General features: G+C 37.6%; 25 protein-coding genes, 1 pseudogene and 1 riboswitch. Of the genes and pseudogenes, 4 read left to right on the forward strand and 22 right to left on the reverse strand.

Translation table 11 applies throughout. The features are described from left to right. Window positions 1-120 precede the first annotated feature (120 nt). The 7 genes from dltD to IGJ04_RS06250 all read right to left on the reverse strand — a co-directional run bounded on the left by dltD (window position 121) and on the right by IGJ04_RS06250 (window position 7,607). A complete protein-coding gene (gene dltD, locus IGJ04_RS06220; RefSeq protein WP_192189362.1) occupies window positions 121-1,395 on the reverse strand; it encodes a D-alanyl-lipoteichoic acid biosynthesis protein DltD in 1,275 nt (424 codons plus the stop codon). Beyond that, a complete protein-coding gene (dltC, locus tag IGJ04_RS06225; protein ID WP_002356389.1) occupies window positions 1,395-1,631 on the reverse strand; it encodes a D-alanine--poly(phosphoribitol) ligase subunit DltC in 237 nt (78 codons plus the stop codon). Before dltC ends, dltD begins: the two co-directional genes overlap by 1 nt. Window positions 1,632-1,663: 32 nt before the next feature. Then, complete coding sequence (gene dltB, locus IGJ04_RS06230) at window positions 1,664-2,869, reverse strand: D-alanyl-lipoteichoic acid biosynthesis protein DltB (protein WP_002382500.1); 1,206 nt, start codon at window positions 2,867-2,869, stop codon at window positions 1,664-1,666. Next, entirely contained in the window at window positions 2,866-4,386 is a 1,521-nt protein-coding gene (gene dltA / locus IGJ04_RS06235) for a D-alanine--poly(phosphoribitol) ligase subunit DltA (protein WP_010713131.1), read from the reverse strand. The genes dltB and dltA overlap by 4 nt, the downstream gene beginning before the upstream one ends. Window positions 4,387-4,400: 14 nt before the next feature. Further along, window positions 4,401-4,550 (reverse strand): teichoic acid D-Ala incorporation-associated protein DltX, encoded by a 150-nt coding sequence (locus tag IGJ04_RS06240; RefSeq protein WP_002356384.1) that lies wholly within the window; start codon window positions 4,548-4,550, stop codon window positions 4,401-4,403. Window positions 4,551-4,753: 203 nt separating this feature from the next. Continuing rightward, the gene (locus IGJ04_RS06245; RefSeq protein ID WP_438840047.1) at window positions 4,754-6,850 is read right to left on the reverse strand and encodes an FtsX-like permease family protein; all 2,097 of its coding nucleotides are present in this window, start codon (window positions 6,848-6,850) and stop codon (window positions 4,754-4,756) included. Next, a complete protein-coding gene (locus tag IGJ04_RS06250; protein WP_002356382.1) occupies window positions 6,840-7,607 on the reverse strand; it encodes an ABC transporter ATP-binding protein in 768 nt (255 codons plus the stop codon). The genes IGJ04_RS06245 and IGJ04_RS06250 overlap by 11 nt, the downstream gene beginning before the upstream one ends. A gap of 405 nt (window positions 7,608-8,012) precedes the next feature. Here IGJ04_RS06250 and nrdD point away from each other — a divergent pair, with 405 nt between their 5' ends. Together nrdD and nrdG are read left to right on the forward strand one after the other, a co-directional pair. Further along, window positions 8,013-10,196, forward strand: a complete 2,184-nt coding sequence (nrdD, locus tag IGJ04_RS06255) for an anaerobic ribonucleoside-triphosphate reductase (RefSeq protein WP_002382497.1) — start codon at window positions 8,013-8,015, stop codon at window positions 10,194-10,196. A gap of 32 nt (window positions 10,197-10,228) precedes the next feature. Further along, window positions 10,229-10,825, forward strand: coding sequence for an anaerobic ribonucleoside-triphosphate reductase activating protein (gene nrdG, locus IGJ04_RS06260; protein ID WP_002356379.1), 597 nt, complete (start codon window positions 10,229-10,231; stop codon window positions 10,823-10,825). A 44-nt stretch (window positions 10,826-10,869) separates the two neighbouring features. On the opposite strand, the gene dinB is transcribed toward nrdG, so the two are convergent. The 14 genes and pseudogenes from dinB to IGJ04_RS06330 all read right to left on the reverse strand — a co-directional run bounded on the left by dinB (window position 10,870) and on the right by IGJ04_RS06330 (window position 21,969). Beyond that, window positions 10,870-11,985: a DNA polymerase IV gene (dinB, locus tag IGJ04_RS06265; RefSeq protein ID WP_023894966.1), complete on the reverse strand. Its 1,116-nt coding sequence runs from the start codon at window positions 11,983-11,985 to the stop codon at window positions 10,870-10,872. Window positions 11,986-12,113: 128 nt separating this feature from the next. Continuing rightward, on the reverse strand, window positions 12,114-12,872 hold the full coding sequence (locus IGJ04_RS06270) for an ABC transporter permease (protein ID WP_002356377.1): 759 nt from the start codon (window positions 12,870-12,872) through the stop codon (window positions 12,114-12,116). After that, on the reverse strand, window positions 12,856-13,518 hold the full coding sequence (locus IGJ04_RS06275; RefSeq protein ID WP_002356375.1) for an ABC transporter ATP-binding protein: 663 nt from the start codon (window positions 13,516-13,518) through the stop codon (window positions 12,856-12,858). Before IGJ04_RS06275 ends, IGJ04_RS06270 begins: the two co-directional genes overlap by 17 nt. A gap of 14 nt (window positions 13,519-13,532) precedes the next feature. Next, the gene (rsmI, locus tag IGJ04_RS06280; RefSeq protein WP_002356373.1) at window positions 13,533-14,405 is read right to left on the reverse strand and encodes a 16S rRNA (cytidine(1402)-2'-O)-methyltransferase; all 873 of its coding nucleotides are present in this window, start codon (window positions 14,403-14,405) and stop codon (window positions 13,533-13,535) included. 111 nt (window positions 14,406-14,516) lie between these two features. Then, entirely contained in the window at window positions 14,517-14,864 is a 348-nt protein-coding gene (locus IGJ04_RS06285) for a DNA replication initiation control protein YabA (RefSeq protein WP_002356372.1), read from the reverse strand. Beyond that, window positions 14,857-15,696 carry a PSP1 domain-containing protein gene (locus IGJ04_RS06290; protein ID WP_002356371.1) on the reverse strand — a complete coding sequence of 280 codons (840 nt, stop codon included), beginning with the start codon at window positions 15,694-15,696 and terminating at the stop codon, window positions 14,857-14,859. The genes IGJ04_RS06285 and IGJ04_RS06290 overlap by 8 nt, the downstream gene beginning before the upstream one ends. 116 nt (window positions 15,697-15,812) lie before the next feature. After that, window positions 15,813-16,763 (reverse strand): DNA polymerase III subunit delta', encoded by a 951-nt coding sequence (gene holB, locus IGJ04_RS06295; RefSeq protein ID WP_002384059.1) that lies wholly within the window; start codon window positions 16,761-16,763, stop codon window positions 15,813-15,815. A 1-nt stretch (window position 16,764) separates the two neighbouring features. Then, window positions 16,765-17,094, reverse strand: coding sequence for a cyclic-di-AMP receptor (locus IGJ04_RS06300; protein ID WP_002356367.1), 330 nt, complete (start codon window positions 17,092-17,094; stop codon window positions 16,765-16,767). Window positions 17,095-17,113: 19 nt separating this feature from the next. Beyond that, a complete protein-coding gene (gene tmk / locus IGJ04_RS06305) occupies window positions 17,114-17,752 on the reverse strand; it encodes a dTMP kinase (protein WP_438840048.1) in 639 nt (212 codons plus the stop codon). Between the two features lie 208 nt (window positions 17,753-17,960). Continuing rightward, entirely contained in the window at window positions 17,961-18,557 is a 597-nt protein-coding gene (recR, locus tag IGJ04_RS06310) for a recombination mediator RecR (protein ID WP_002356363.1), read from the reverse strand. 175 nt (window positions 18,558-18,732) lie between these two features. Beyond that, complete coding sequence (tenA, locus tag IGJ04_RS06315; protein ID WP_438840049.1) at window positions 18,733-19,395, reverse strand: thiaminase II; 663 nt, start codon at window positions 19,393-19,395, stop codon at window positions 18,733-18,735. Between the two features lie 11 nt (window positions 19,396-19,406). Further along, a pseudogene (locus IGJ04_RS06320) lies at window positions 19,407-20,060 on the reverse strand (CbiQ family ECF transporter T component). Next, the gene (locus tag IGJ04_RS06325) at window positions 20,051-21,409 is read right to left on the reverse strand and encodes an ABC transporter ATP-binding protein (RefSeq protein WP_438840050.1); all 1,359 of its coding nucleotides are present in this window, start codon (window positions 21,407-21,409) and stop codon (window positions 20,051-20,053) included. Before IGJ04_RS06325 ends, IGJ04_RS06320 begins: the two are co-directional and overlap by 10 nt. Further along, window positions 21,406-21,969, reverse strand: a complete 564-nt coding sequence (locus IGJ04_RS06330; RefSeq protein WP_002359429.1) for an ECF transporter S component — start codon at window positions 21,967-21,969, stop codon at window positions 21,406-21,408. The genes IGJ04_RS06325 and IGJ04_RS06330 overlap by 4 nt, the downstream gene beginning before the upstream one ends. Window positions 21,970-22,073: 104 nt before the next feature. After that, a riboswitch (TPP riboswitch) is annotated at window positions 22,074-22,164 on the reverse strand. A gap of 178 nt (window positions 22,165-22,342) precedes the next feature. Here IGJ04_RS06330 and IGJ04_RS06335 point away from each other — a divergent pair. Together IGJ04_RS06335 and IGJ04_RS06340 are read left to right on the forward strand one after the other, a co-directional pair. Continuing rightward, complete coding sequence (locus tag IGJ04_RS06335; RefSeq protein WP_002382491.1) at window positions 22,343-23,128, forward strand: TraX family protein; 786 nt, start codon at window positions 22,343-22,345, stop codon at window positions 23,126-23,128. Between the two features lie 163 nt (window positions 23,129-23,291). After that, the gene (locus IGJ04_RS06340; protein ID WP_002382490.1) at window positions 23,292-24,653 is read left to right on the forward strand and encodes an MFS transporter; all 1,362 of its coding nucleotides are present in this window, start codon (window positions 23,292-23,294) and stop codon (window positions 24,651-24,653) included. A gap of 68 nt (window positions 24,654-24,721) precedes the next feature. Here the strand turns inward: IGJ04_RS06340 and IGJ04_RS06345 are convergent, their stop codons facing one another. Beyond that, the gene (locus IGJ04_RS06345) at window positions 24,722-25,894 is read right to left on the reverse strand and encodes an MFS transporter (protein ID WP_016618086.1); all 1,173 of its coding nucleotides are present in this window, start codon (window positions 25,892-25,894) and stop codon (window positions 24,722-24,724) included. Window positions 25,895-25,984: the final 90 nt, after the last annotated feature.

Here is a 25,984-nt window from a genome sequence, read left to right on the forward strand (position 1 = left end):
AAAATAAACGAAAAAACAGCCTGCACGCTCGTTATTCAACGGCAGGTACAGGCTATTTTCATTGTTACGAAGCGTTTCTAGTCCGCTTCAGATAATTGGTACTTGATCCATCTTGCCTTCTTAAAATTGAGGTAAGACCAATGGATTTTGTTGTTGCCAATCTGTCTGATAAAAACGATCATCAATTTGATACGCTAACTTTTTAGGCGCAGGTTGTTTCATAAATTCATCTACTTGACGATCAACAGCGAGCCAACCACGCCAACCTAAATGAATCGTGTCCGCCATAAAGTAGCGTTCATTACTACATGTTGAGAAGTCAGCAATGTTAGTAAAGCCTTGCTCTTGAAGTTGATATTTCAGCTTGCGTGCTACTTGTTGCAACATATCTTGTGACAAGCCCGTATAGTCCGACCAACGTTTGTTAACAGGTGGGATTACAAATAAAACATCGACATTTTTTTCTGCTAACTGTTCTAACGCAGCTTGGAAATCACCATATTCTGGAGAAAAACGGTAATCCCATTTCTTTTGTGAATGAGCTAATTTCGGTAAAACTGGTTTAATCCGTTGGCGATAAAAACCGTTACTAATTTCAAATTTATTATTATTAATGGCTTTTGCCGCAATTTTTCCAGCTAGCTGATCTAATTCATTAAAATTATACGTAGAAGGTAATTGTTTCATATCTTTTTCAACAATTGGTTCTCTGCTAACCATGCCAATTTGGCTAAACAATTCATCTTCACGATTCAAGAAACGGAGATTCATTATAAAATAATCTCGTTGAGAGCGTTGGGGAAGTTGCCCTGCCTGCAGATTTGCCAAAGTTTCCATTAAGACTTTGTCTTTTTGAACAACTGGAAATTTGGTCAAACGTTGTGCTAGATATTGGTCACCGCTGGTTAATTCGGTTAAATTAGCTAACCATTGATAGGTTTGTAATTGTGAATAGTGTGCACCAAAACTATCATTAGGTACACCCTTTTTGACAAACCATTGCGGAGATAAAATAAAGACCGCTTTCTTATTGGCAATCGCATCGCCCATCGAATGAATGACCATTGCTTGGGTTAATGACTGTGTGCCCGCTTCTCCTAGTAAAAACGGTCGGTAGTTCCGTTGATACTTTTCAGAGAGCACACTAGGGTGGAAAGCACTAAATCGACTTAATTCAGAAGAGCCAAAAAAAGGAACATATTTACCAGAAGCCACTGCTTTGTTTTTAATCACATTGCCTTTTAAAACGTTCGGTGCCATTGACGTTGATGCTTCCTTCAACGTTTTTTCGGAAGTTAAATTGATTCTGAACGGTGCAAAAAAGAACACTGCAACCAAGACCGCTGAACAAAGCACTGGACCTAAGATTCTGATTAGTCGTTTTTTTCTAGACATTATTGTAAAGCTTCCACTTGTTGAATGATTTGTTTTGGTGTTCCCCATACTTCACGGTCAAAGTCTGATACAGGAACTTGGATTCCTAATTGTCCTTCAATTTCTACTAATAATTGAACCGTTGCTAAAGAGTCCAATAATCCTTCTTCAAATAATTGAATGTCTTGATTGTTCACAACTTCGTCTGTTCCTGTAATATCTTCTAAAATGTTTAATACTGTTTCTTGAATGTTCATTGTAAATTGCCCCTTTATATTTTTATTTTTGTTTATTTAAACCATAGTTTGTCTAAAAATCCTGAGAAAATCAGGAAGCTAACACAAACCGCTTGGAAAGTTAAAAAGACTGCAAATGCATGTGTAAATTTGTTTGATGGTATCTTGTCTTTATGTTTTTTCTTAAAACGTAGCCAAGCATCTGTTACACAAATTAGTGTTGCATGGTAGAGCCCATAAGCGATGTAGAACCACGTTAATCCATGCCAAATGCCCATGATTAAGAACAACGCAAAGTAACCAATATTAGAAGTCACAATCCGACTTTTAAAGACTTTCTTTTTCATTAAGAAAAACATTAAGCGCATGTAAATGTAATCACGGAACCAAAAAGATAAGGTCATGTGCCAACGATTCCAGAATTCTTTAATATTCCAACTTAGGAACGGTTTGTTAAAGTTCATTGGTGTATCATAGCCCATTAAATAACTTGTGCCAACGGCCAGTAAACTATAGCCTGCGAAATCAAAGAATAGATACAAACTGTAATTATACATATAGCCGACTGTCCACCAAGATAAACCACCTTGTGCCAAGGCCATTTTTTCCACATGTGGTAAAAAGACACCACCAAGATAATGACTGATAATAAACTTATATAAAAATCCTAGAAATAAATAAAAAATTCCTTTTTCTAAAAAGTCTAAATATTTCTCCGCACTCGGCGGGTTTTTCAAATCTTTTTCAAAGCGCCGATAACGATCGATGGGTCCTGAAGAAATAGTCGGGAAAAACAAGAGAAACTGAATGTAACGAAACGGATGATATTCTTTCATTACGCCATCCCGTAAATCCATGACCACTTGGACCGCTTTAAAGGTTAAATAAGAAATCCCTAAAAAGCCAAGTAAGGTTGTTTTGCCTGTCATGAAGGGAGAAACTTTCACCCAAACAAGCGGTAATATAGCTAAAAAGACAGCCAGATAAAAGACCCAACCTGCATTTTTATTTTTTCGATAAGCCGCATAGCCCCACGTTAGTAACGTTTGATAAATAACATATACAATCAGAGCGACTCCTTGTTGCCAAAATTCGCCACCAAAACTGATATATAGAAAGACCAGTGTCACGAGTGTTTGGTACCAAGGCCAACGTGTCCCTTTAATGGCTAAAGTTAAAATCATCGGCAACAAGGCCGCAATTAGCAGAACAAAGTAATACGGTGCATTATAGGGAATCATATGAGGAAAATTCATCATGTGGCATTCACCTCATTCATCAACCCTTTCCGATCAATTTTGCCATTACTTGTCAAAGGTAATTGTTCAACATATACAAATTTTTGCGGAATCATATAGTCCATTGTCAACGTGGCTAATTCTTGTTTAATTGCCTTAGTTAATTGAAAATCACTTGAAAATTCATGTGCTTGCGGAACGACATAGGCAATTAATTGTTGGACTTTATTTCCTTGATATTTCGGCACAACGACTGCTTGTTTCACGTAGGAAACATTCGTTAAGTGATGATCCACTTCTTCTAACTCAATGCGGTAGCCATGCAATTTAATTTGAAAATCTAAGCGTCCCTCATACTGCAATAGGTTATCGACTAACTTTCCAGCATCGCCTGTGCGATAAGCTGGTACGCCATCTAATTGGAAAAAAGCTTCAGCTGTTTTCGCAGGATTATTTAGATAGCCTTTGGAAACACTTGGTCCAGCAATGACGATTTCACCAATTTCACCTGCAGGTAATTTTGACATGCCTTCCATAATATAAATTTGCGTATCCTCTTTCACATACCCGATTGGTAAACGTTGGACACTTTTTAAAACTTCTTGAGTGATTTCAATGGCACTAATCGCTACAGTCGCTTCTGTCGGCCCATACGTATTATAAATATGCGCAGTTGGGAAACGAGCGGCTAATTTTTCAGCCGTTGGTTTTGGTAATTCTTCTCCACAGAATAAAAACGTGCGCAGTGCTGGTAAATGTTCACCATCAAAGCTTGGTTCCATTAGACACAATTCAATAAAGGACGGTGTTGAAACCCAGACGTCGATTGTTAATTGTGGCAAACGCGTAAATAATTGTTTAAAATCGTTAATGATTTCATTGGGTAACGGAGTTAATGAGCCACCTAACGCCAATGCGGGATAAATAGACATCACCGATAAATCAAACGAATAAGGTGCCTGTGCTAAAAAGCGGGCCCCTTCTTCTAAACCAAAATCTTGCAACAACCAATTCGTAAAGCTAACTAAATTATCATGGCTGATTTGCACACCCTTTGGTACGCCAGTTGTCCCTGAAGTGAAAATGATATAGTAATTACTTGCTCCTGTGACAGGCGTCAACGCAGGCGCATATCGGGGTGCATGCATCATCATTTCTGTTAATTCTTCCGCCGTAATTACTGGCACTTCGGTGGCTAATTCAGGCCATTCATGCACAGCAATCACTGCGGTTGGTTTGGCTACGTTTAGAATTAGTTCAATGCGTTCTTTTGGTGTATGTGCATCAATGGGGATATAGCTAAAACCAGCTTTCGATGCGCCTAGAAAACTCACAATCATTTCAAAATCTAATTCTCCGTATACGACAATCGCTGACTTGTCCGTTTTCAGCTCAGCTAAATAAGCGGCTAGATTGTCTGACTTTTCTTTTAACTCTCCATACGTAGAGACTTTTTCTTCGGTTAAATAAACAGGACGTTGGGGTTCTTTACGTGCCCATTCATCAATCGTTTGAATCATATTAATTACTTTTTCCATATATAGCCGCCTCCTTAAAACTCGTTATAAATGAAGGTTCCTCCATTGATATTCTTGTAATGATAAAGATAAATTAATGCAATGACAATGAAAGAATAAAATAACGTTTTACCGATGAATTTAAGACTTTCGTTATTGAGAATTTTCTGAAAAGTTGTTTTCATTATCATTCACCTCCTAAGGTTAATCGCTATCCATTATTTTATGCTATATTTCAGCAAAGTCCATTGAAATTTCTTACAATTTAATAAAAAAACTAACAATTTCGTCACTTCTTAAATTTTCATGATTTTCATAAAGGGAACTCTCATAATTTTTTCGCATAAAGAAACTGTAAAAACCGCTTCACAACGGCTTTTACAGTTTTTTAAAAATGGATGTGTCGAATCATCCGCGCATAAATGGCAGACGTTAAAATATAAAAAATTAGATAAACAATTATTAAGATTCCACAAGAAAGATATACTAACAAATATCCTGGACTCTTAATAAATTGGCTTAACAAATAAATGGCAAAGGTGGTATGCAAAATCCCAATGACCATCGGCGGAAAGAAAATCAAACTATTCTGTCGATAAATTTGCTTAGTTATCGCTTTACTAGAAACACCCATCCGTTTTAAAGTCACGTAATCTTGACGCTCACTTACAGCTGAAAACAGTTGTCGTAACATCAAAATACTGCCCGTAATAAACAACGCTAAAATTGCCACAAACATGGAGACATATAAAGTCAAGCCGTTAATTTTTCGTTCATAGCGTAAAGAGGCGTAGCGATCATTCATATTTAGCCGCCAAGTTTCTGTGACATCATCTTGCGTATTCTTTACCTCTTCGTTAGGCATTTGTTTGGCAAAACCACTCAACTGCTGGTTATTTTTTTCATACTTATACAAAATTGGCGCTTGCCATTCTGTGGCAATCTGTTTATTTACGGCTTCATAAAGTTTTTCACGGCTTTTCGTGTCAACATTTACGGCGTTAATCTGATACTGAATGGAATTTTTTGTCACTTTCTGATAAAGGGCATCGGAAACGACAATCGTTGGTAAGGAATATTGCAATAAAAAATTGCCTAGATAGTTAGGCAGCACTTGTTGCAGTTGTGCCTTCTCTCCTTCAACAAATTGCAGTTTCGATTCATAACGAGACATACCACTTAAAATATTGGTAAAGCTATCCATATAGATAACACTTTGGTCATTTTTTAAATGTAAATCGTTTAAATAAGGATTAATTTTTTGATAGTTGCGGTAGTTGGAGAAGGATAAAACATTAACTGCTTCAATCGTTTCTTGTTCCTCTTGCGCTTGACCAATTCGCAAACTGCGTTCAATTCCAGTAATTTTATAAGAAAGTATCACTTCATTTTTTATTTTGGTGTCCTTCGCTTCATCGAGAACTTTCTTCAATTTAGGATAGCTTTCCTGTGAAACTAAAAAGTCCACGGGACCATCACTGTTGACCGTGTGCATACTAATCGTATACACAAAAACCATCACGCCGATCCCACTCAAGGCTGTCGCAATTAATAAGGTCAAACCAGTGAGTGTTTTGCTACTTTTAAATAAGTAGCGTTTGGCATTGCCTAAAGTAATCATTCGTAAATCTTGGTAATACCATTTTTTTCTATGATTAAATAAGCGAATGATAAAATACATGGTATAACGGAAAAATAAATACGTTCCCACCACACATAGACCCAAAATGATAAAAGGCGTCAACGTAATAATCATTGGAATCGAGATATCCAATGATTCATTTAATTGTTTATACACAATACCTGTCGCTAAATTCCGAAAATCAAACGCAATAAAATAACCAGCCAGTAAACAAATAGGACCTAAAATACCTAGAAACTGCCGCCGTTTCGTTAAACGACTATAATTAATTTGACCAATTTTTTCTTGGTGCATAAGCTGCGACAATGGATAACGATAAATCATCCAAATACTTCTTAAGCAGACAATCAAAATCATAAATGCAAAAGCTACACCGGTTTCAATAACGGAACGCCAAGAAATATAGAAGAAACTGGGCACTTCTAAAAACATAACTTTGGCTAAAATCATTGAAAACAACTTGGTAAAAATCACTCCTAGAATAATCCCATTAATTAGTGAAACAAAGCCTAAAACTAAATTTTCCACTAAAAAAATTAGTGAAACTTGGCTCTTTCTCAAGCCAATTAATCGATACAATCCAATTTCTTGGCTACGTTTTCCTATAAAAAAACGATTTGCTGCCAACATAAAGCCCAAAATAATAATCGTGACTAAGGTACTACCAAGTCCTAAAGATCGCTTAATTTCGATATCACGGCCTGCACCTGCGACAAGAGGCTGGTTGTATGCAATCGCACGAAAACAATAATAAACGACCGCTGCAAAAGTCATACTAATGTAATAAACCAGATAATTAGGTACATGAGCTTTTAAATTTTTTAATGATAGTTTAAAAATCATTTGCGCGCCCGCCTCCACCAATCGTTGCTTGCATATCTATCACACGATTAAAAAATTCCTTACGTGATCCTTGACGAACAACTTCTGAGAAAATCGCACCGTCTTTAATGAATAAGATGCGATTGCAAAAACTGGCCGTGTACGGGTCATGTGTCACCATCAAAATTGTGGCATCATCATGTAGATTAATTTCAGCTAAATATTTCAACAATTCTGTTGCTGATTTTGAATCCAGCGAGCCAGTTGGTTCATCTGCAAAAATAATTTTAGGGTTCGTAATCAAAGCACGAGCAGCTGCTACCCGTTGTTTTTGTCCCACAGATATCTCTGGTGGATAAGCAGATAAAAGCTCCTGAATCCCCAAAATCGAAGTCACATGTAACAAACGTTTATCCATTTCTTCTAATGAAACTTTTTCTACAGCTAAAGGCAACAGAATATTGTCCTTCACATTTAACGTATCAATTAGGTTAAACGATTGAAAAATAAACCCCATTTCGTTTCTCCGAAAATCACTTAATTGATTATCTCGCATTTTTAAAATATCTTGTCCGGCGATGCGCACGATTCCTGCGGTTGGCAAAATAATCGAGGATAAGACATTCAACAGTGTTGATTTCCCAGCACCGCTGGGACCCATAATCCCCACAAATTCGCCTTCATCAACGGTAAACGAAATATTATCTAATACTTCTGTTTTATTATTTAAACGACCATATGTCTTGCTGACATGGTTTACTTCTACAATTTTTTTCATTTTTCTCGCTCCAACGTTTTGTTATTACTCTTATTTTACCAAGAAAAAATCTGAATGAACATCGTTTTATCTTACAATATCGTTCGGTAGTCAAAGAATAATTGGCATTTCGTGAATAAATCCGCAAACAATTATTATTTAATAATTGTTATTTTTTAGTGTTGCTTTTAGCAATTTGGCAAAAAACTCTTTGCTGTTTTTTAATTTGGACAAAGAATTTTTTTCACGCAAAAAAATTTGCTCAATCCTTTTCTTCATTTGTTTTCATATTTTTTCAAAACAACACAAGCACAATATATAGTGTTTGTCTAGTGATATTTTACTAAAAATACGCAATATATCGATTGAATTTAGCCGACCTTTGTATTAGGATAGTTACTAACGAGATATAAGGAGCTGGATAAAATGATGAAGATTACTGATGAAAAAGCCGAGGATGTTAATCTCTCAACAATTAAAGTCGTCAAACGAGATGGTCGTTTAGTGACTTTCGATGATCAAAAAATATACGACGCTTTGATCAAAGCTGAACAAAAAATACATGACCAAGTCACTCCTTTGACACATCAAAAAGTCCAATCGATTGTTGCCGATGTCAATCGAGAAATTGCCGAACGTTTTACCAATAACGTAAAAATTTATGAAATTCAAAATATTGTGGAACATACTCTGCTATCCAACAACGAATATGCCTTAGCCGAAGAATACATTCATTACAGAACCCAACGTGATTTTGAGCGTAGTAAAGCGACTGATATTAATGTATCTATCGGCAAATTAATTAATAAAGATCAGACTGTCGTGAACGAAAATGCCAACAAAGACAGTGACGTTTTTAATACGCAACGTGATCTAACCGCTGGGATTGTTGGAAAATCAATTGGTTTAAAGATGTTGCCTTCACACGTGGCTAATGCCCATCAAAAAGGCGACATTCATTACCACGATTTAGATTATCATCCATATACTCCCATGACAAACTGCTGTTTAATTGATTTTAAAGGCATGCTAAACAATGGCTTTAAAATTGGGAACGCTGATGTCGAATCACCAAAATCAATTCAAACGGCCACTGCACAAATTTCTCAAATTATTGCCAATGTAGCTTCCAGTCAATATGGTGGATGCTCTGCCGATCGGATTGATGAATTATTAGCGCCTTTTGCAGAACGTAATTATGAAAAACATTTAGCAGATGCGCAAGAATGGATTGAAGGAGAAGAACGCCAAAAAGCATTCGCTCAGAAGAAAACGAAAAAAGATATTTTTGATGCCATGCAAAGTCTTGAGTATGAAATTAATACTTTATTTACTTCCAATGGACAAACCCCTTTTACTTCTCTGGGATTTGGTTTAGGTACCAACTGGTTTGAGCGAGAAATTCAACGGGCGATTTTACAAATCCGAATTAATGGTTTAGGGATTGAAAAACGAACAGCTATTTTCCCAAAACTGATTTTCACAATTAAACGCGGCGTCAATGCGCAACCTACTGATCCAAACTACGATATTAAACAACTGGCACTGGAATGCGCAACGAAACGCATGTATCCTGATGTTTTAAACTATGATAAAATCGTTGAACTAACAGGTAGTTTTAAGGTACCAATGGGCTGTCGTTCCTTTTTACAAGGCTGGAAAGACGAACAAGGTGAAGAAGTAAATGTTGGCCGAATGAATTTAGGCGTTGTGACCTTGAACTTACCAAGAATCGCTTTAGAAGCGCAAGGAAGCCAAGAAAAGTTCTGGCAAATTTTAAATGAACGTTTAGCGATCGTTAAAGATGCTTTGGTTTATCGGGTTGAACGTGTTAAAGAAGCTAAACCAGCGAATGCACCGATTTTATACATGTATGGTGCATTTGGAAAACGTTTAGCTACACAGGATGCCGTAGATGAACTGTTTAAAAACAAACGTGCCACGGTTTCGCTTGGCTATATTGGCTTGTATGAAGTGGCTTCTGCCTTTTACGGCGGTGCTTGGGAGGACAATCAAGAGGCCAAAAACTTTACACTGGATATTTTAAAAGAACTGAAAAAAAATGCCGACAACTGGGGCAACGAATACGGCTATCATTTTAGTGTCTACTCTACACCGAGCGAAAGCTTGACTGACCGTTTTTGCCGTTTAGATACTGAAAAATTTGGCATCGTCGAAAATATTACAGATAAAGAATATTACACAAATAGTTTCCATTATGATGTACGCAAAAATCCAACGCCTTTTGAAAAACTTGATTTTGAAAAGGATTATCCAAAATACTGTTCTGGTGGTTTTATCCACTACTGTGAATACCCCATGTTACAGCAAAATCCCAAAGCACTTGAAGCTGTCTGGGATTACGCTTATGACAAAGTTGGCTATTTAGGAACCAATACGCCAATTGATCATTGTTATGCCTGTGGTTTTGAAGGGGACTTCCATCCAACTGAACGTGGCTTTGAATGTCCAGAATGTGGCAATCATGATCCTAAGACTTGTGATGTCGTTAAACGGACTTGTGGTTATTTAGGTAACCCACAAGCTCGCCCAATGGTACACGGTCGGCACAAAGAAATTTCCTCTCGTGTGAAACATTTAAAAAATTAAACTCGATTATTCTATAGAAAGAAGTTTTGCTGATGCGTAATCCGAAACCACAAGAATGGAAAACCGAAGACTACAGCCAAAAAAAGATTGCCGATTACAAAGCGTTCAACTTTGTTGATGGCGAAGGTGTACGCAATAGTTTATACGTGAGTGGCTGTCTCTTTGCTTGTGAAGGTTGTTTTAACAAAGCTGTCCAAAATTTCAATTACGGTACGCCGTTTACAGAATCTTTAATGAATCAAATTATTGAAGATTTGTCCCATGACTATGTCCAAGGTTTGACTCTTTTGGGTGGTGAACCTTTTCTGAATACAGATGTTTGTCTTAGTGTAGTCAAACGTGTGCGGGAAACATTTGGCTCAGCCAAAGATATCTGGTCTTGGTCTGGGTATACCTTTGAAGAACTACTTTTAGAAACGCCTGATAAGCTTGAACTACTCCATTCAATTGACATTTTAGTTGATGGGCGCTTTGAACTGGCAAAACGTAATTTAAATTTACAATTTCGTGGCAGTAGTAATCAACGGATTATTGATGTACCCAAATCACTTGCTGCTGGCAAAGCTGTTATTTGGGAAAAATGTCATGACGCCGAAACGTCTTATGAACAAATCAAAAAATCAATTTAAAAAAGTTAGCCCTTTAGCCATCTCTTGAGGATGTGTCTAAAGGGCTAACTTTTTTCCCATAAAGGTAAAACAATGTTTTCATACGCTAGTGGATCTAAATTCGTTAAAGTAATGCCTAATAAACGGATTCCTTGTTCTAAACCTAAAATATCTTCCCAAATTAAATTCGCTTGATAGAAAAGTTCTTCTTTTTTAGAAATATATTCAGGTAATGTCACACGTTTCGTAATCGTCGTATAGTCAGTATAACGAACTTTCAGGACTACTGTTTTGCCATGTTTTTGCACTCGTTGCAATGCACGCTCAACACCTGCTGCTAATTGTCTCAATTGAGCCGTAACCTGCTCTTCCGTCGTTAAAGGGGTGCCGTAAGTATGTTCCTTGCCTACCGACTTACGATCTCTAGTCACTTGAACTGGCGCATCATGGATACCGCGGACTTTACGATACAATGAATAACCCATTTTACCGAATAACCGAATCAACGTCATCTCATCTTGCTTGTATAAATCTGCTCCAGTAAAAATCCCTAGTTCATGCATTTTGGGCACTGTTTTTTTGCCGATTCCGTGGAAATCTTCAATCGGTAATGCTTTCAAAAAATCTTCGGCCTCTTCTGGTAAGACAACCGTCAGGCCCTTTGGTTTCTGAAAATCTGATGCTAACTTGGCTAAAAACTTATTGTAACTAACACCTGCCGAGCAAGTTAACTGCAATTCATGCCAAATATCATATTGGATCATTTTCGCAATTTTAATAGCCGACTTACTGTTGACCTTATTTTCAGTTACATCTAAATACGCTTCGTCAATAGATACTGGTTCAATCACATCTGTATAGCGGCGAAAAATTTCACGGATTTCTTGAGAAATTTCACTATATTTCTGATAATTACCTGGCTTAAAAATGGCACTTGGACATAGTTCATACGCCTTTTGAGCACTCATAGCCGAGTGAATACCGTACTGTCGAGCAATATAATTCGCTGTGGTCACCACTCCTTTGCCCCCAGTATCACTTGGATGGCGCGCAATAACTAACGGATGTCCTACTAACTCTGGATGATCTCGTTCTTCAACTGAAGCAAAAAACGCGTCCATATCTATATGTATAATTTTTCTCGACGTATCTTTTTTTAAGGGAAAACGTAATTCGCTCATCATTTTGATTCGCCTCCTCCCTCCATTATATACGAACGTCCGTTCTTTTTCAAATTGAAACTTCTTTATTTCAACCAGAAAAAGCTGAAAATCCGTGAAGTTATAAACACAGATTTCCAGCTTTTTAATTAAACAACCAATTGTTTTTGTTGATTATAGTAGCCTTTATAGGCAAGATAAGTTGCAATCACTGAACCAATACTTGTTGCTGATAGCAACATAAAAGTCACCATAATCTGATATTTTATCGCATGGACCGGATCAACGCCCGCAAAAATCAAGCCTGACATCATCCCAGGCAAACTAACAATTCCGACAGTTTTGGCAGAATCAATCGTCGGCGCCATCCCGGTTTTCACACTTTGTTGGATGATTGGTAAAGAGGCGAGTTTGATAGTTGCACCTAATGCTAGTTTCTCCATTACCGCTTGCCGTTGGTTTTGAAAAAGAGTATCTAAATTGCGATAGCATAAACCAATTGCCACCATCGAATTGCTGGCAATCATCCCACTGATAGGAATGATTTGAGAAGGAATAAATTTAATAGAACCAGAAAAAATCAAAATACCAATGGTAATTCCTGTACTACAACCAATTGCAATGAAAGAAATCAAAAAGCCCTTTTGTAATTGCTGGCTGCGTTTTTTTGCATTAAAGGCTGCGTTGGAAACAATCACCAAAACCATGATGAGCGTTAAAATCAGGTTATTGACTTGAAAAACATATTTTAATAAATAGCCGACTGCGACTAATTGAATGACTGCTCGAATCACACTAATAATAATATCTTTGGTAAAACCTAATTTTTCTTTAGTACTAATAATTAATGCGACCACCACTAGCATGGCTGAAAAAAATAAGGATAAATTATTAACTGCTAAATCCATCTGTCGGCGCCACCTTTCCTGCTACAATACGAATCACTTGCTGTGCTTGCTGAATTTCTTCGGTATCATGCGTGACACGAACCAGCGTGACTCCTTGCTCTTTGTTTAATTGGTTTAACAATTGATTGACAATCTGTTTGCTTTCTTCATCTAATCCCGTTGTAACTTCGTCTAATAATAAAACATCTGGTACAAAAATAATGTTTCGTAGCAAAGCAACCCGTTGTCGCTCACCACCAGAGAGTTCAGCTATTTTCTTTTCAAGATAAGCAGCGGGCAATTTCACTTGTTGGAGCAATGCCACGACTTTTTCCTGATTAAACGCTTCTTGTCTGACGGTAAATGGAAATAATAAATTATCATACACGGTTTCACCAAATAAAGTTGGCTGCTGAAAACAATAAGAAACCTTTTGGCGGTATGTTTCGATTGGCATTGTAGTAATTGGCGCTTCTTGATAAAAAATTTCGCCTTCTGTAGGACTTAATAATGAAGATAAAATTTTTAAAAATGTACTTTTCCCGCTACCTGAAGGACCAACAATTGTTGTATTGCTGCCTGTTTCAAATGACAAATCAATATCAGAAAGAATGCTACGACCATTTACTTGATAAGACACGCCTTCTGCTCGCAATAAATTACTCATGTTTCTCTCCTTTTTTAAATGGAATGATATTCTTTATATACTTCTTGTTTTTTTACATTTCTCAATTTGGCCACTTCTTTGATTGCCTCTTTGGAACTCCGTCCCTCTTCCTCCATTAAAACTTGCACATGTTCCTTGAGGGAAATAGCTGGCATTGCTGCTATTGTCTCTTTCTCACCAGTAAATCCGCTAACTAATAAACAACACTCGCCTTTTAGCGTATTTTCTGCTAAATATTCTGTTAGTTCACCTAAGGTACCACGCAAATACTCTTCATGAAGTTTCGTTAATTCTCGACAAATCACAGCGGGGCGTTCTTGACCATAGACTTCAGCAAACGTTGCTACCGTTTTAGCAATCCGATAGGGGGACTCATAAAAAATCTGTGTCGGCCGTTCTTCTTTTAATGCTGATAACACGTCTTTCTGTTCTTTTTTCTTTCTTGGTAAAAAACCATAAAACGTAAATGGCTGTGGTAAAAGACCCGAGGCAATCAAGGCGGTCATTCCTGCCGTAGGTCCTGGCAAGGCAATCACTGCCAGTTCTTCTTCAAGACATGCTGTAACCAATTCATGACCAGGATCACTAATTGAAGGCATACCTGCATCGCTAACTTGGGCAATCGTTTCACCACTCAGCAATCGTGTAATCAGTTGAGGAATTCGCTCTTTGTAATTATGTTCGTGTAAACTAATTTGTGGTGTTGTAATCTCAAAATGATTTAGCAATTTTTGTGTGTTTCTTGTGTCCTCACTAGCAATCACCGTTGCTTCTTTCAATATGTTTAAACAACGAATACTCATATCTTCTAAATTGCCGATCGGTGTTGGGACAAGATACAATTTTCCTTTTGTTGTTTGCTTATCAAAACTTTTCTGTTTTTGCATAGCGCATCCCTCATTTTCCTTTTTCGTTCTATAAATAGATAAAGGTTTGATTTGACAATCGATTGACTGTCAAACCAAACCTTTCCTTTTTATTTGCAGTGTCCACTAGACTTAACGCGTACGTTCCCCATAAATAACATCAAGACAAAAGGCACATTCTTCATCATTTTCACGTCTTGAACCATATAAAATATTGCAGACATGGAAGCCCTCTTCATAAAGTTTTTCCAAATTCATACGTGATTTTGATAGCTCTTGTTTTTCAGTTTCAGTTGTATTTCCTGCTAACTTATTCAGTTCTTGGAGATGCTCTCGTAAGCGTTGGTTTTCGATTTCCAACGTGGTATTTTTTTCTACCAACTCATGGAGTGCTGCTTTAATTTCTCTTAATTGTGTCACTGAACTGTCTAAATCAGTTTCCAACGAATTTAATCCATCATAGAGCGAACGTTTATCCATTTTGATCACCTTTTTCAGCAGCAACTTTCGCAGTAGCTTCTTTGATTTCTTCGTAATCATAATCCGCTGCGATTTCACGACCATGCAGACGAACTTTGACAATCCGACTTAATAGATTCAACCCGACGACTTTGCCTTTGCCATCTGGTGTTATTACTTCTTTTCCATAATCTGGTAATTCTTTTTTAGCGGCTTCATATTCGTCGTTTTCATATTTCAAACAACACATTAAGCGGCCACATAATCCCGAAATTTTGACAGGATTTAAAGATAACCCTTGATCTTTAGCCATTTTGATTGAAACTGGCATAAAATCTCCTAGAAATGTTGAGCAACATAGTTGTCTGCCACAAGGGCCAATGCCACCTAATATTTTCGCTTCATCTCGGACACCAATTTGACGTAACTCAATTCGCGTCCGGAAAATAGCCGCTAAGTCTTTGACTAATTCACGAAAATCAATTCGCCCATCTGCCGTAAAGTAAAAAATCATTTTGCTACGATCGAAGGTATATTCTACTCGCACTAATTTCATTTTTAAGTCATGAGCTCGAATTTTTTCATTGGCAATGCTTTTGGCAGCTTCTGCATCAGCCAAATTTTTTTGTTCTTTTTCTAAATCATTGGCTGTTGCTTTATTTAAAATGGGTTTTAGGTCCTCTGGTAAATCGTCTGAATCGACTGTTTTTTTAGGAATAGCAACAGTAGCTAATTGTTTTGACTGTTGAGATTCAACGAGTACTTTCTCATTATAAATATACTCAGATTTTCCAGGAGCAAAATAATAGATATGACCGGCTTCACGGAAGCGAACTCCTACTACTTCTACCATTTTATTCCTCCTAATCTAGTTCAAGTGAACGTCGCTTCAATCGGTTAAGGAACTTGCTGAAACAACTAAGTTCCTACTATATTATGAAACTGAATGCCACTTGGCACTTTTTTCCTTTATGATTTAGGGTGAATCATTTGGATAACTAATTGTTCACAAACATTTTGCCAACTAACATTGGCAGTCCATTTTTGGCGTGCTTTCAAAATTAGCGCCAACCGTTCCGCCTGCTCTTCCGTTACTTTTTTGGCTTGCTGTGTCGCAACACTTTCTTCCAATAATTGACGGTAATAAACCATGAGCAAGTCAAAGCTAAGCGCTTGTTGTTCTTTTTCCTTAAATACTTTGACCATTTTCTTCTGAACGTAGATAAATGCCTGTAAATCATTACTTTTTAGATAATTAAACCATTGCAAAATGATTTCCCTAGCTTCATTAAACCATTCATCTTGAGAGATTTCAACTGCTTTCTCAAAACTATTTGTCAGCTCAGCTAAAAGGGTTGCAGTCTTTTCACCAATCCCCTGTTTGATTAAGCGATCAATTAATGTTTTTTTGACTAATGGTTGAAAATGTAAGGTTTGGCATCGTGATTGAATCGTTGGTAAAATTCGAGAAAGCGAAGTGGTTTCTAAAATAGCTAAAATTTGTCCTTCTGGTTCTTCTAAAAATTTTAAGAGACTATTGGCTGCGCCGGTACTCATTTTATCTGCTTCTTGAATTAAGAAAACTTTTTTAGCAGTCTCGACCCCACTTTTAGAAAACTCCGCTTTTAATTCACGGATTTGGTTCACTTTGATGGTTTGCCCATCTGGCGCAATTCTTAAAACATCTGGATGTTCATTTTCATTAATCCGCACACAATTATGGCATTCGTTACAAGGCTGTTGATTTACTAAATTCGTACAAAAGACATGTTTCGCCATCCATAAGCCAAATTCTTGTTTTCCAGTTCCTGTATCTCCTTCAAAAAGATAAGCATGGGCAAGACGACCATGCTCAAAACTTTTTTGGAGTTGCTTGTACAGCAAAGGTTGCATTTGCTGTAGCTGTTGTGCTTCATTCATCTTAATATTGATGGAATCCTTCAACTGGTAAGACGAAGCAAGTAGCGCCGCCTACTTCAACTTCCACAGGATAAGGAATTTGGCCATCCATTGTGATATCTAAAGTCACAGGTGTTGAAACATATTGTTTTCTTGATTGACATGTTTCTTTAATTAAAGCTAATGTTTCGTCGACACGTTCATCATCAATCCCAATAATAAATGTGCTGTTTCCCGCTTTTAAGAATCCACCTGTTGAGGATAATTTTGTAGCACGAATATTGGCATCAATAAATTCGTTGGCTAATCGGTTACTATCTTTGTCTTGTACAATGGCTAAAATAATCTTCATGGTCTACACCTTCCTATAATTAAAAGTTTTCTGGATAACGTCCAATAATCGCCTGATACGTTGCTTCTACTACAAGTTCTAAACTCATCCGTGCATCAATCTTTTTGATCCGTTGTGGATTTTCTTCTGCTAATTTCAAATATTCATGACGAACACGTTGATGAAATTCTAATCCTTCTGAATCTAAGCGATCAATTTGCTGTGTTCGATTTTCTTGAATCCGCCGTAAGCCAGTATCTGAGTCAACGTCTAAATAAATTGTAAAATCTGGTGAGACACCTTCTGTCGCAAACGCATTAATTGAAGCAATGGGGGCAATCCCAATTCTACGCCCAGCGCCTTGGTAGGCTAATGAGCTGTCAACAAAACGATCACATAGGACTAAATGACCCGCTTCCAAAGCTGGCAAGATTTTTTCCACTAAATGTTGACGACGAGCAGCTGCGTAAAGTAAAGCTTCTGTTCGCTCATCCATTCTGTCATTTCTTGGATCTAAAATAACTGTTCGAATCTTTTCGGCAATCGGTATGCCGCCTGGTTCTCTTGTGGTGACAATTTTTCGTTTTGACTCTTTAGCTAATCTTTCAGAAACTCCCTTCAAAACACTGGTTTTGCCAGCGCCATCTGGACCTTCAAATGTGATAAAAATACCCTGCACGTGCGAAAACTCCAATCAATTTTTACTTGTATCTATTATACTTCATCTTGCTCTATCAGTCTAATTGAAATCCTTATGTCCTATTTAAAGTGATACATCCGCTGAAAAAAAGAAACTGAAAAAGAAGTACGGAAAAGCTTGAACTGCGACATTTTCTCACAGAAACGACCTACTTCGATTTCAACCTCTTTTTCCAACGATGTTTCTTTTAAATTTCTCGACGTCCTTCGACTGCTTTTAGCAAGGTTATTTCGTCTGCATATTCAATATCGCTGCCGACAGACAAGCCGTGTGCCAAACGAGTAACGGTGATTCCAGCTGGTTTAATGAGCCGTGATAAATACATCGCCGTCGCTTCTCCTTCAGTGGTAGCGTTGGTTGCTATAATGACCTCTTTCACTTCATCATCGTGCAATCGTTTGATCAAAGAGGCAATATTAATATCTTCTGGTCCTGTTCCTTCCATCGGTGAAAGCACCCCGTGGAGTACGTGATACAAACCTTGATATTCACGCATTTTTTCCATTGCCATAACGTCTTTTGGTTCTTCCACTACTAAAATAATACTACGGTCACGATTTTTATCTTGGCAAATTTCACAAGGATCTTCTTCAGTAATATTTCCGCAAATACTACAGAAATGGAGATCTCTCTTGACACTAATTAGCGCTTTTGCAAAAGCATTAGCATCTTCTTCTTTCATATCAATTGTATAAAAAGCAAGCCGTGTCGCTGTTTTTTGACCAATTCCTGGTAATTTCATATAACTTTCAATCAATTTTGCAATCGGTTCTGGATAATTCATGAGGCTTCTACAGTCCTTTCTTAGCAAGGCGTTTCTGTTATTACTAAACGAGTTATAACAGATTTTGCGTCACTGAATATCTTATCACGCCCTGTCAAAAAAGCAACTGACAATTACTGCGTTCTAATGCAAAAACAAGTCGTTAGTTACGAGCACTAAACGACTTGTTTTTGCATTAACCAATCCAGGTTTCGTGTGTATAGGCCATTTCCCAAAAAGCGTATTCCATCTCACTGCTGATAACAAAAGCGGTGATCATAGCTGCTTGTTCTTGTGGTGAACTTTCTTCATATAATTGGTCTAACAGTTGGCGTTCCTCTTGGACGTGTTGGTACGCTTCCTCCCCAGCATAGGTTTCAATCCAACGTTGGTACAGTGGCTCTGGTGAGTGTTGTTTGACTAACTGTGCACCAATTTCTTGATAGAGCCAAGAACAAGGCAACATACTTGCTGCGGCCGTCTTAGGCGTTCCTTCAATAAGTTGGCGATACATATGAGAAACATAGTGATAAGCGGTTGGTGCAATCGGTGTCTCTGCAACTTCTTCTTCCGTAATCGCTAGTTCTTCAAAAAAAGTTTCACGAATAGCTAATTCGCCCAACGCGAGATTTTCCGCATTTGTTAAGAGTAATTTTTTCAATCGAGGTTGTTGCGTTTGTGCCGCAATCAAGCGATAAAGTTGACTAAAGTGTTTTAAATAGTAATGATCTTGAATTAAATAGTAGCGAAAAATCGTTGGACTCAAGGTTCCTTCATGTAATTCTGTGATAAAAGGATGCTGTAAACTTCCTTGCCAAGAAGCTTGCGCTTGTTCTTTGGCTTGTTCTGTAAATGTCATAGGTTTCTCCTTTACGTTAGAAAAATAAACAAATTGGTAAAAATGATGATCAAAATAGCAAGCCCCAGACTGACTTTTGCTGACACAAAATGCTCTTTTCAACTTCTGGTGGCTCCTTCTTCATAGCCATGGGCAGACATTGCTTCCGTATATTTATCTCGCCAGGAAACAGCAACGAGCAGTGTTTTAACATAAAGCATCGGCGACCAAAAATGAAACGTTTTGCCACGGAGTAGGCTTGCTTCTTTTAAATCATTAATTTCTCTTTTCACTTCCGGTAAGGCGTTAACCACCACTAAAATTCCATAAACAAAGTTTGGTGCTAGCCCCTTTTGTTCCAATAACAACAATAATTCTTCAAAATCAACGCCTACAGCAAAAGCTAGTCCTAAACCGGCAAAGGCATACGTTCGACTAAACAAAAGCCAGGCTTGTTGACTACTCGTACCATGCAAATAAATAGACCAAAACGTCCCGATTGCTGGTAAAAGTGGCAAGAAAAATAACCAAAGCAGTAAGCGGGATTTTCGCTGGCCTATTAAAAAAATGACACAACCCATAAAAACCGCCAAATTTGCCAAAATTGACTGAGAAAAAGATAATTCAAAGGTCAAAATAAGAATCAAAGAAGCATAAATTGCTGCATTTGTTTGCTTTATTTGCATGTGGTTCCCTCCTGCCAGATAATCAGTTGTTGCTGCAGCAATTCTATTCGGTAATTGCTCACGCCAGAGAGAGGTTCTAGCCGATGCGTGACGATTAGAAAATCTTGTTGCGCACTTTTTTCTTTGATCCATTCAACAAAATAATTGCATGCTCGCTCATCTAATCCAGCAAAAGGTTCATCTAAAAGTAAACAGTCCAAATCTAAGCTCAGCAAACTAATTAATTGCACCATCTTTTTTTGCCCTTCACTTAGTTGAAAAACACTGTGCTCTAGTTTTTCTTTTAAACCTAAAAAAGTTAAGGCTTCCTCTTGTTTTCTTCTTTTTTCTGCTGTCATGTTCTGACCAAACAAAAGCTCTTCTCGTAAAGTCAACGTGACAAACTGACGATTGGCTTGTTGCACCGCTAATGTCATGTGTTGATACAATTTTTTTGAAGCCCGCAAGCGGCGGCCTGCCAAGAACATTTTTCCTTGATATTTTTGTCTCTGAACGATGGCTTTTAATAAGGTGGATTTCCCCGCCCCATTTGGCCCCGTCAACGTGGTAATTCCTTTAAAAAAAAGCGCTTCTTTTTCTTCAAGTAGTACTCGTTTTCCCTGAGACAAATGAATTTTTTTCAATTGGAGCATTGGTTGTTTTACCGCAGAATTTGTGAGTTGAAATGTCTGCGGTTTTGTTTTGATAAACGTCAACGGTTGCTTTTCAAACTGGCCATTTTTCAACGTGACGACTTGGTCCACAACATCAGCGTAATCGCTGAAATCGTGGTCGCACACCAAAATCGTTTTGCCTGCTTGATGGAGTCTTGCTAAAATTTGAATAAATTGTTTTCGAGAGGTTGGATCAATACTTGCAAAAGGTTCATCTAATAAAAGAATATCTGGGTTCATTGCTAGCAGAACTGTCAACGCCGCTTTTTGTTTTTCACCACCAGATAACGTCGCTAATTCTCGTGTGAATAAGGTTTGAGTCTGAACAAGTTGAAGCGCTGTTTGGATTTTTCGATTCATTTCTTCAGGCGGGATTCCTAGATTTTCTAAAGCAAAAATCAGTTCTCGTTCCAAGGTTTTCATTGTAAATTGTTGACTGGGATTTTGAAACAGCATGCCAATTTTTTGCGCCTTTTCACGAGTTGATAATTGTCGGCGTTCCATTCCTTCAATCAAAATTTCTCCTTGGTAATCAAGCGGAGCAAATCCGGCAATCAATCGTAAGAGCGTTGATTTTCCACTACCACTATCGCCAATTAATAAGGAAAACGTTCCTTGAGGAATTGCTAAATTTGTCTTTTCAAACAAGGGTTGTTCTCGTGAAAAGGACACAGCTTTTAATTGGATACTATTCATTTTGCCTTCACAGCTAACCCTTGCGCAGACTGATACATTCGTAAAATAACTTTCGTTAAGAAAATACCAAAGAAACAAATGGAAACGAACCGAACGCTAATTAAAGCAATGTTCATCCCCAGACCGTAATTGCCATAACCAAACTTAAAGTATTCATACACATAACTAAAAATAGTCGTCCCAATCGCACTATAAAATAACGTTAGTGTATCGTACCGTTTGTAGCGTGTCACAAAAAAGCCACTTTCACTACCTAGGCCTTGAATCACACCAGAAATTAATACACTAGGTCCGAAATACGAACCATAAAGCATTTCTGCCAAAGCGGCTAAAACTTCCGCCAAAACAGCACTTCCCGCTCGTGGAATCAGCATCGCTGCAATTGGTGCCACCATGGTCCACATTCCAAATAAAAGCTCATTGGCAAATGGACTCAGTCCTAATGGTAACAGCGCAGCATTCAATAACGCATAGAGGAACCCTGCCCCCATAAAAACACCGCCAAACAAAAAGGCTAAAAAAGCGAGTAAGACGACTTGTTGCAATGACCATTTTTTCAATAAAAAAACTCCTTTCTCTTAACAAAAAGCAAAAGGAGTGACTTAAATAAACCCTGATAAAAGAAAACACACTCATCCTAGGACAGAATGAGTGCGTGAAAAATCAAAGTAAATCGGCATTTCCCTGCGACAGTACTAACTGCATCAGGTTCAATGGGTATCATCTCAGCCATAACAGCACCCCAAATGTTTTTTATTAAAATGTACTTTTACTATAGCATAGAATAATTATAAAAACTAGTCTTGGCACTTTTTTCTTTCATCAAAAGCTGAAGAAATCAAACAATTTTGTAAGATAACTGTTAGGCAAATAAATGGTTGGTTTTTCTGAACTTTGTTATATTGTTCTTTATGAAAGAGAGGCGTTTATACTATGGGTAAAACATTAACTGGCTTTCATTTGAAAGTCATTGGGGTTATTTCAATGGTCTTTGACCATCTATTGCAATTTTTTAGTTTTTTAGGCGTGCCTGGTTGGTTCGGATGGATTGGACGAATTGCTGCACCTATTTTCTTATTTGAAAGTTCTGAAGGCTTCATTCACACAAGCAATCGGCGAAAATACATGTTCCGGTTGTTGTTAGGCTTCTGGATTATGGGGATTCTGAACGGCATTTTAAATGCGTATTTTTCAACAGGTGGCTTAATTATCAATAATATTTTTGGGACGTTATTTTTAGGTACGGTCTACATGCAGTCTATGGACTATTTTAAACAAAAACAAATTGGTAAAGGGCTTCTTTGGTTTATTGTGCCTTTATTAATCAGTGCTCTACCTTTCGTCGTTTTTAGTTCTCCAGACATATTAAGCAACCCTGCTATCTTAATTGGTTTCCAACTTTTCAATCTGATTGTGCCATCACTAATGATGACAGAAGGCGGGTTTTTATTTGTTCTCTTGGCTGTGGCTTTTTATTTATTCCATGGCAAAAAGTGGTTACAAATTTCAGCGATTGGCGTTGTTGCGTTGATTTCAGCAGCCAGCTATAATTTCCAAGAACTATTCGGGGCGAACCACCAATGGATGATGATTTTAGCAGCGATTCCAATTATTCTTTATAATGGTGAAAAAGGCCGTGGCATGCGGAATTTCTTTTATATTTTCTATCCAGCTCACATTGCTATTTTTGCAATTATTAGTTTCTTCATGCAACGTTAATTATTTTCTGCTTGACGATTGCCTAAAAAGTGTTTACAATGCAACATGTAAACAAATCGTACAGATAACACGCAAATTGCGTGTCGAGAGAGAGGCGGTTTCTATTCTTATAGAAACTGCTTCTATTTTTTTACGAAAAAATGAAAACTATAGAGGTGATTAAATGGAACAAAAAAACGTACGATTATTCCCTGCCGTTTTAGCGACAGGAATTATGTCTTTTGCTGGCGTATTAATTGAAACAGCAATGAATGTAACCTTTCCGACATTAACAAAGGAATTTGGTGTTTCCACCGGTACCGTGCAGTGGGTGACAACGATTTATTTATTAGTTATTTCTATCATGGTGCCCTTATCCAATTATTTATTAAAAACCTATTCGCTAAGACGCTTATTTATCGTTGCGAATCTTTTCTTTTTGATTGGTTTAGCGATTGATGTCTATTCGCCATCTTTCAGTATCTTGTTATTAGGCCGACTCTTCCAAGGGGCTAGCACTGGGATTGCTTTGCCACTGATGTTTCATATTATTTTGAACTTTACCCCGCTGGAAAAACGGGGAACGATGATGGGGGTAGGCACATTGACCACTTCAATTGCTCCAGCCATTGGTCCAACGTATGGTGGAATCTTAACATCTTCCCTGTCTTGGCACGCCATCTTTTTATTCTTAATTCCTATTTTACTACTTTCTTTGTTTATGGGATTATCGGCTATTCCAGAAATACCTGTTAAAAAAACCACCACTCTTGATTTGGTTAGTTTAATTGGTATTGCCCTGTTATTTAGTGGTTTGTTGATGTTTTTAAGTAAAATTGGCACATTGTTTGGCTGGCTTTCACTTCTGGCAGCCGTTATTGGCTTTGTTATTTTTTATAAACGAGCAACGACCGCTGAACAGCCACTAGTTCGTTTGACAATTTTAAAAAATCCCGCCTTCGTTTTATTTTTATGTGGCTTTTTAGTTTGTCAATTCTTATTGTTAGGTATTTCCTTTGTCTTACCAAACTTTGTTCAAATCGTCCTTGGAAAAAATGCGTTTGTAGCTGGGCTAGTCATGCTGCCAGGTGCTACAGTCGGGGCCATTTTGGCACCACTTTCTGGACGAGTGTTGGATCAATACGGCGCTAAAAAACCTATATTATTTGGCTTAAGTTTGGCGACAATCGGTTGGCTAGCTTTAACAATTTTACTAGAGATGCCTGTTTTATTAGGATTCGTCGCTGGACATGTTACCTATATGATTGGTCTAGGTTTTGCATACAGTAATATGATGACGACTGGTATGAGCTTGTTAGAGGAGAAAGATTTTGGCGACGGCAATACGTTATTTAATACACTTCAACAATTTTCTGGCGCTATTGCGACGGCCATCGTAGCGACGATTATTAATATCGCTCAAGACCACGCAGATAATTTTGCTCAGGGGACAACGATGGGCTCCCTCATTTCTCTGATTTTCTTGTTAACCTTATTAGTAATTGTTTTAATTGCTTGCTGGAATTATTTCCGCAAAAAAGCTTAAAAAAAAGCAGCTGGTCAGTTCCATAGTGACCAGCTGCTTTTTTTAGTTTTCTAAAGATAGTTGTTTTTTTATGCTTCTTGCTTCCGAATATAAAGTACGAACAAGACAGCAATTAGCACGATAAAACCACCAAAAATCGGTGTATATGTTACTGATAAATGATCTGTGACCACCCCACCTGTCATTGAGCCAACGGTAATCCCAATATTAAAGGCTGCAATATTAAAAGCTGAGGCCAAAGTGATATCTTCTGGAACATACTTTTCCGCTAATTCTACAACATATAGTTGTAAACCAGGTACATTCATAAAGGCAAATAGACCCAACATCAAACTTGCTAATAAGCCTAGAAGACTGTTATCCATTAAAACAGTAATAAATAAAAAGACTAAGGACAGAATTAATAAGCTAAACATTTTTACTAACGAATCTAAGGGTTTTTTATTTGCCCAGTGACCACCTACTGTATTGCCAATTGCGACCATTACGCCATAAATAACTAAAATAATCACTACCGCGTTGGCTGAAAAGCCTAAATTTTCCAATAACGGTGACAAGTACGTATATGCAGCAAACGTTCCACCATAACCAAAAGCAGTAATTAGAAAAGAGAAAACGAGGGGTTTGTTCGTAAAAATCCGCGTGATTCCTTTTAAGTCAACCTTCCCTGGTATCGGTAAATTTTTGGGAACTAAAAAATAACTAGCAATCAGTCCCACCAAGCCAATACTGGCTATAAAAAGAAAGGACATATGCCAAGCTGTTTGTTGCCCAATAAACGTCCCTAAAGGTACACCAGTCACTGTTGCAACCGTTAAGCCCGTAAACATAATAGCAATGGCGCTGGCACGACGTGATGGCGGCACAACATCTGCGGCGATGACAGTCGAAACAGACATGAAAATGCCATGCGCCAATGCAGAAAGTATCCGCCCTACCAATAAAATAATAAACGTTGGCGCAAACGCAGCAATTAAATTCCCACTAATGAAAAGAAGCATAATCCCCAGCATTAATGAGCGACGATTCCATTTTCCTGTCAAAATTGTTAATAACGGCGCCCCAATCGTCACACCTAAAGCGTACAAAGAAACAGTCAAACCTGCTTGGGAAAGACTAATATGAAAACTTTTAACAATCATTGGTAATAAACCCACACTTATAAATTCTGTTGAACCGATTGCGAAAGCATTGATAGCTAATGCAAAGAGCGTTAAATTTGGTGAAATTTTCTTTTCCATTCTCTTCCTCCTAAAAAACATTTGAATTTCAACAAAAATTACTATATACTAAGATTGAATTTTTGATAAGTACCTACTTTTTTGTATCAT

It is taken from the genome of Enterococcus sp. AZ050, from assembly GCF_051715085.1.
In the GTDB taxonomy this organism is placed as follows: Bacteria; Bacillota; Bacilli; order Lactobacillales; family Enterococcaceae; genus Enterococcus; species Enterococcus faecalis.

Bases quoted from the DNA above. Each gene is read 5' to 3' on its own strand.
- rsmI (WP_002356373.1), bottom strand. From the start codon at position 14,405: ATGCAAAAACAGAAAAGTTTTGATAAGCAAACAACAAAAGGAAAATTG.
- IGJ04_RS06335 (WP_002382491.1), top strand. From the start codon at position 22,343: ATGGGTAAAACATTAACTGGCTTTCATTTGAAAGTCATTGGGGTTATT.
- IGJ04_RS06300 (WP_002356367.1), bottom strand. From the start codon at position 17,094: ATGAAGATTATTTTAGCCATTGTACAAGACAAAGATAGTAACCGATTA.
- IGJ04_RS06270 (WP_002356377.1), bottom strand. From the start codon at position 12,872: ATGGATTTAGCAGTTAATAATTTATCCTTATTTTTTTCAGCCATGCTA.
- IGJ04_RS06240 (WP_002356384.1), bottom strand. From the start codon at position 4,550: ATGAAAACAACTTTTCAGAAAATTCTCAATAACGAAAGTCTTAAATTC.
- IGJ04_RS06325 (WP_438840050.1), bottom strand. From the start codon at position 21,409: ATGAATAGTATCCAATTAAAAGCTGTGTCCTTTTCACGAGAACAACCC.
- recR (WP_002356363.1), bottom strand. From the start codon at position 18,557: ATGAATTATCCAGAACCGATTGCAAAATTGATTGAAAGTTATATGAAA.
- IGJ04_RS06285 (WP_002356372.1), bottom strand. From the start codon at position 14,864: ATGGATAAACGTTCGCTCTATGATGGATTAAATTCGTTGGAAACTGAT.
- dltB (WP_002382500.1), bottom strand. From the start codon at position 2,869: ATGATGAATTTTCCTCATATGATTCCCTATAATGCACCGTATTACTTT.
- dinB (WP_023894966.1), bottom strand. From the start codon at position 11,985: ATGAGCGAATTACGTTTTCCCTTAAAAAAAGATACGTCGAGAAAAATT.
- IGJ04_RS06275 (WP_002356375.1), bottom strand. From the start codon at position 13,518: ATGAGTAATTTATTGCGAGCAGAAGGCGTGTCTTATCAAGTAAATGGT.
- nrdD (WP_002382497.1), top strand. From the start codon at position 8,013: ATGATGAAGATTACTGATGAAAAAGCCGAGGATGTTAATCTCTCAACA.
- holB (WP_002384059.1), bottom strand. From the start codon at position 16,763: ATGAATGAAGCACAACAGCTACAGCAAATGCAACCTTTGCTGTACAAG.
- dltD (WP_192189362.1), bottom strand. From the start codon at position 1,395: ATGTCTAGAAAAAAACGACTAATCAGAATCTTAGGTCCAGTGCTTTGT.
- IGJ04_RS06245 (WP_438840047.1), bottom strand. From the start codon at position 6,850: ATGATTTTTAAACTATCATTAAAAAATTTAAAAGCTCATGTACCTAAT.
- IGJ04_RS06250 (WP_002356382.1), bottom strand. From the start codon at position 7,607: ATGAAAAAAATTGTAGAAGTAAACCATGTCAGCAAGACATATGGTCGT.
- IGJ04_RS06290 (WP_002356371.1), bottom strand. From the start codon at position 15,696: ATGGTAGAAGTAGTAGGAGTTCGCTTCCGTGAAGCCGGTCATATCTAT.
- IGJ04_RS06345 (WP_016618086.1), bottom strand. From the start codon at position 25,894: ATGGAAAAGAAAATTTCACCAAATTTAACGCTCTTTGCATTAGCTATC.
- tenA (WP_438840049.1), bottom strand. From the start codon at position 19,395: ATGACATTTACAGAACAAGCCAAAGAACAAGCGCAAGCTTCTTGGCAA.
- IGJ04_RS06340 (WP_002382490.1), top strand. From the start codon at position 23,292: ATGGAACAAAAAAACGTACGATTATTCCCTGCCGTTTTAGCGACAGGA.
- nrdG (WP_002356379.1), top strand. From the start codon at position 10,229: ATGCGTAATCCGAAACCACAAGAATGGAAAACCGAAGACTACAGCCAA.
- dltC (WP_002356389.1), bottom strand. From the start codon at position 1,631: ATGAACATTCAAGAAACAGTATTAAACATTTTAGAAGATATTACAGGA.
- dltA (WP_010713131.1), bottom strand. From the start codon at position 4,386: ATGGAAAAAGTAATTAATATGATTCAAACGATTGATGAATGGGCACGT.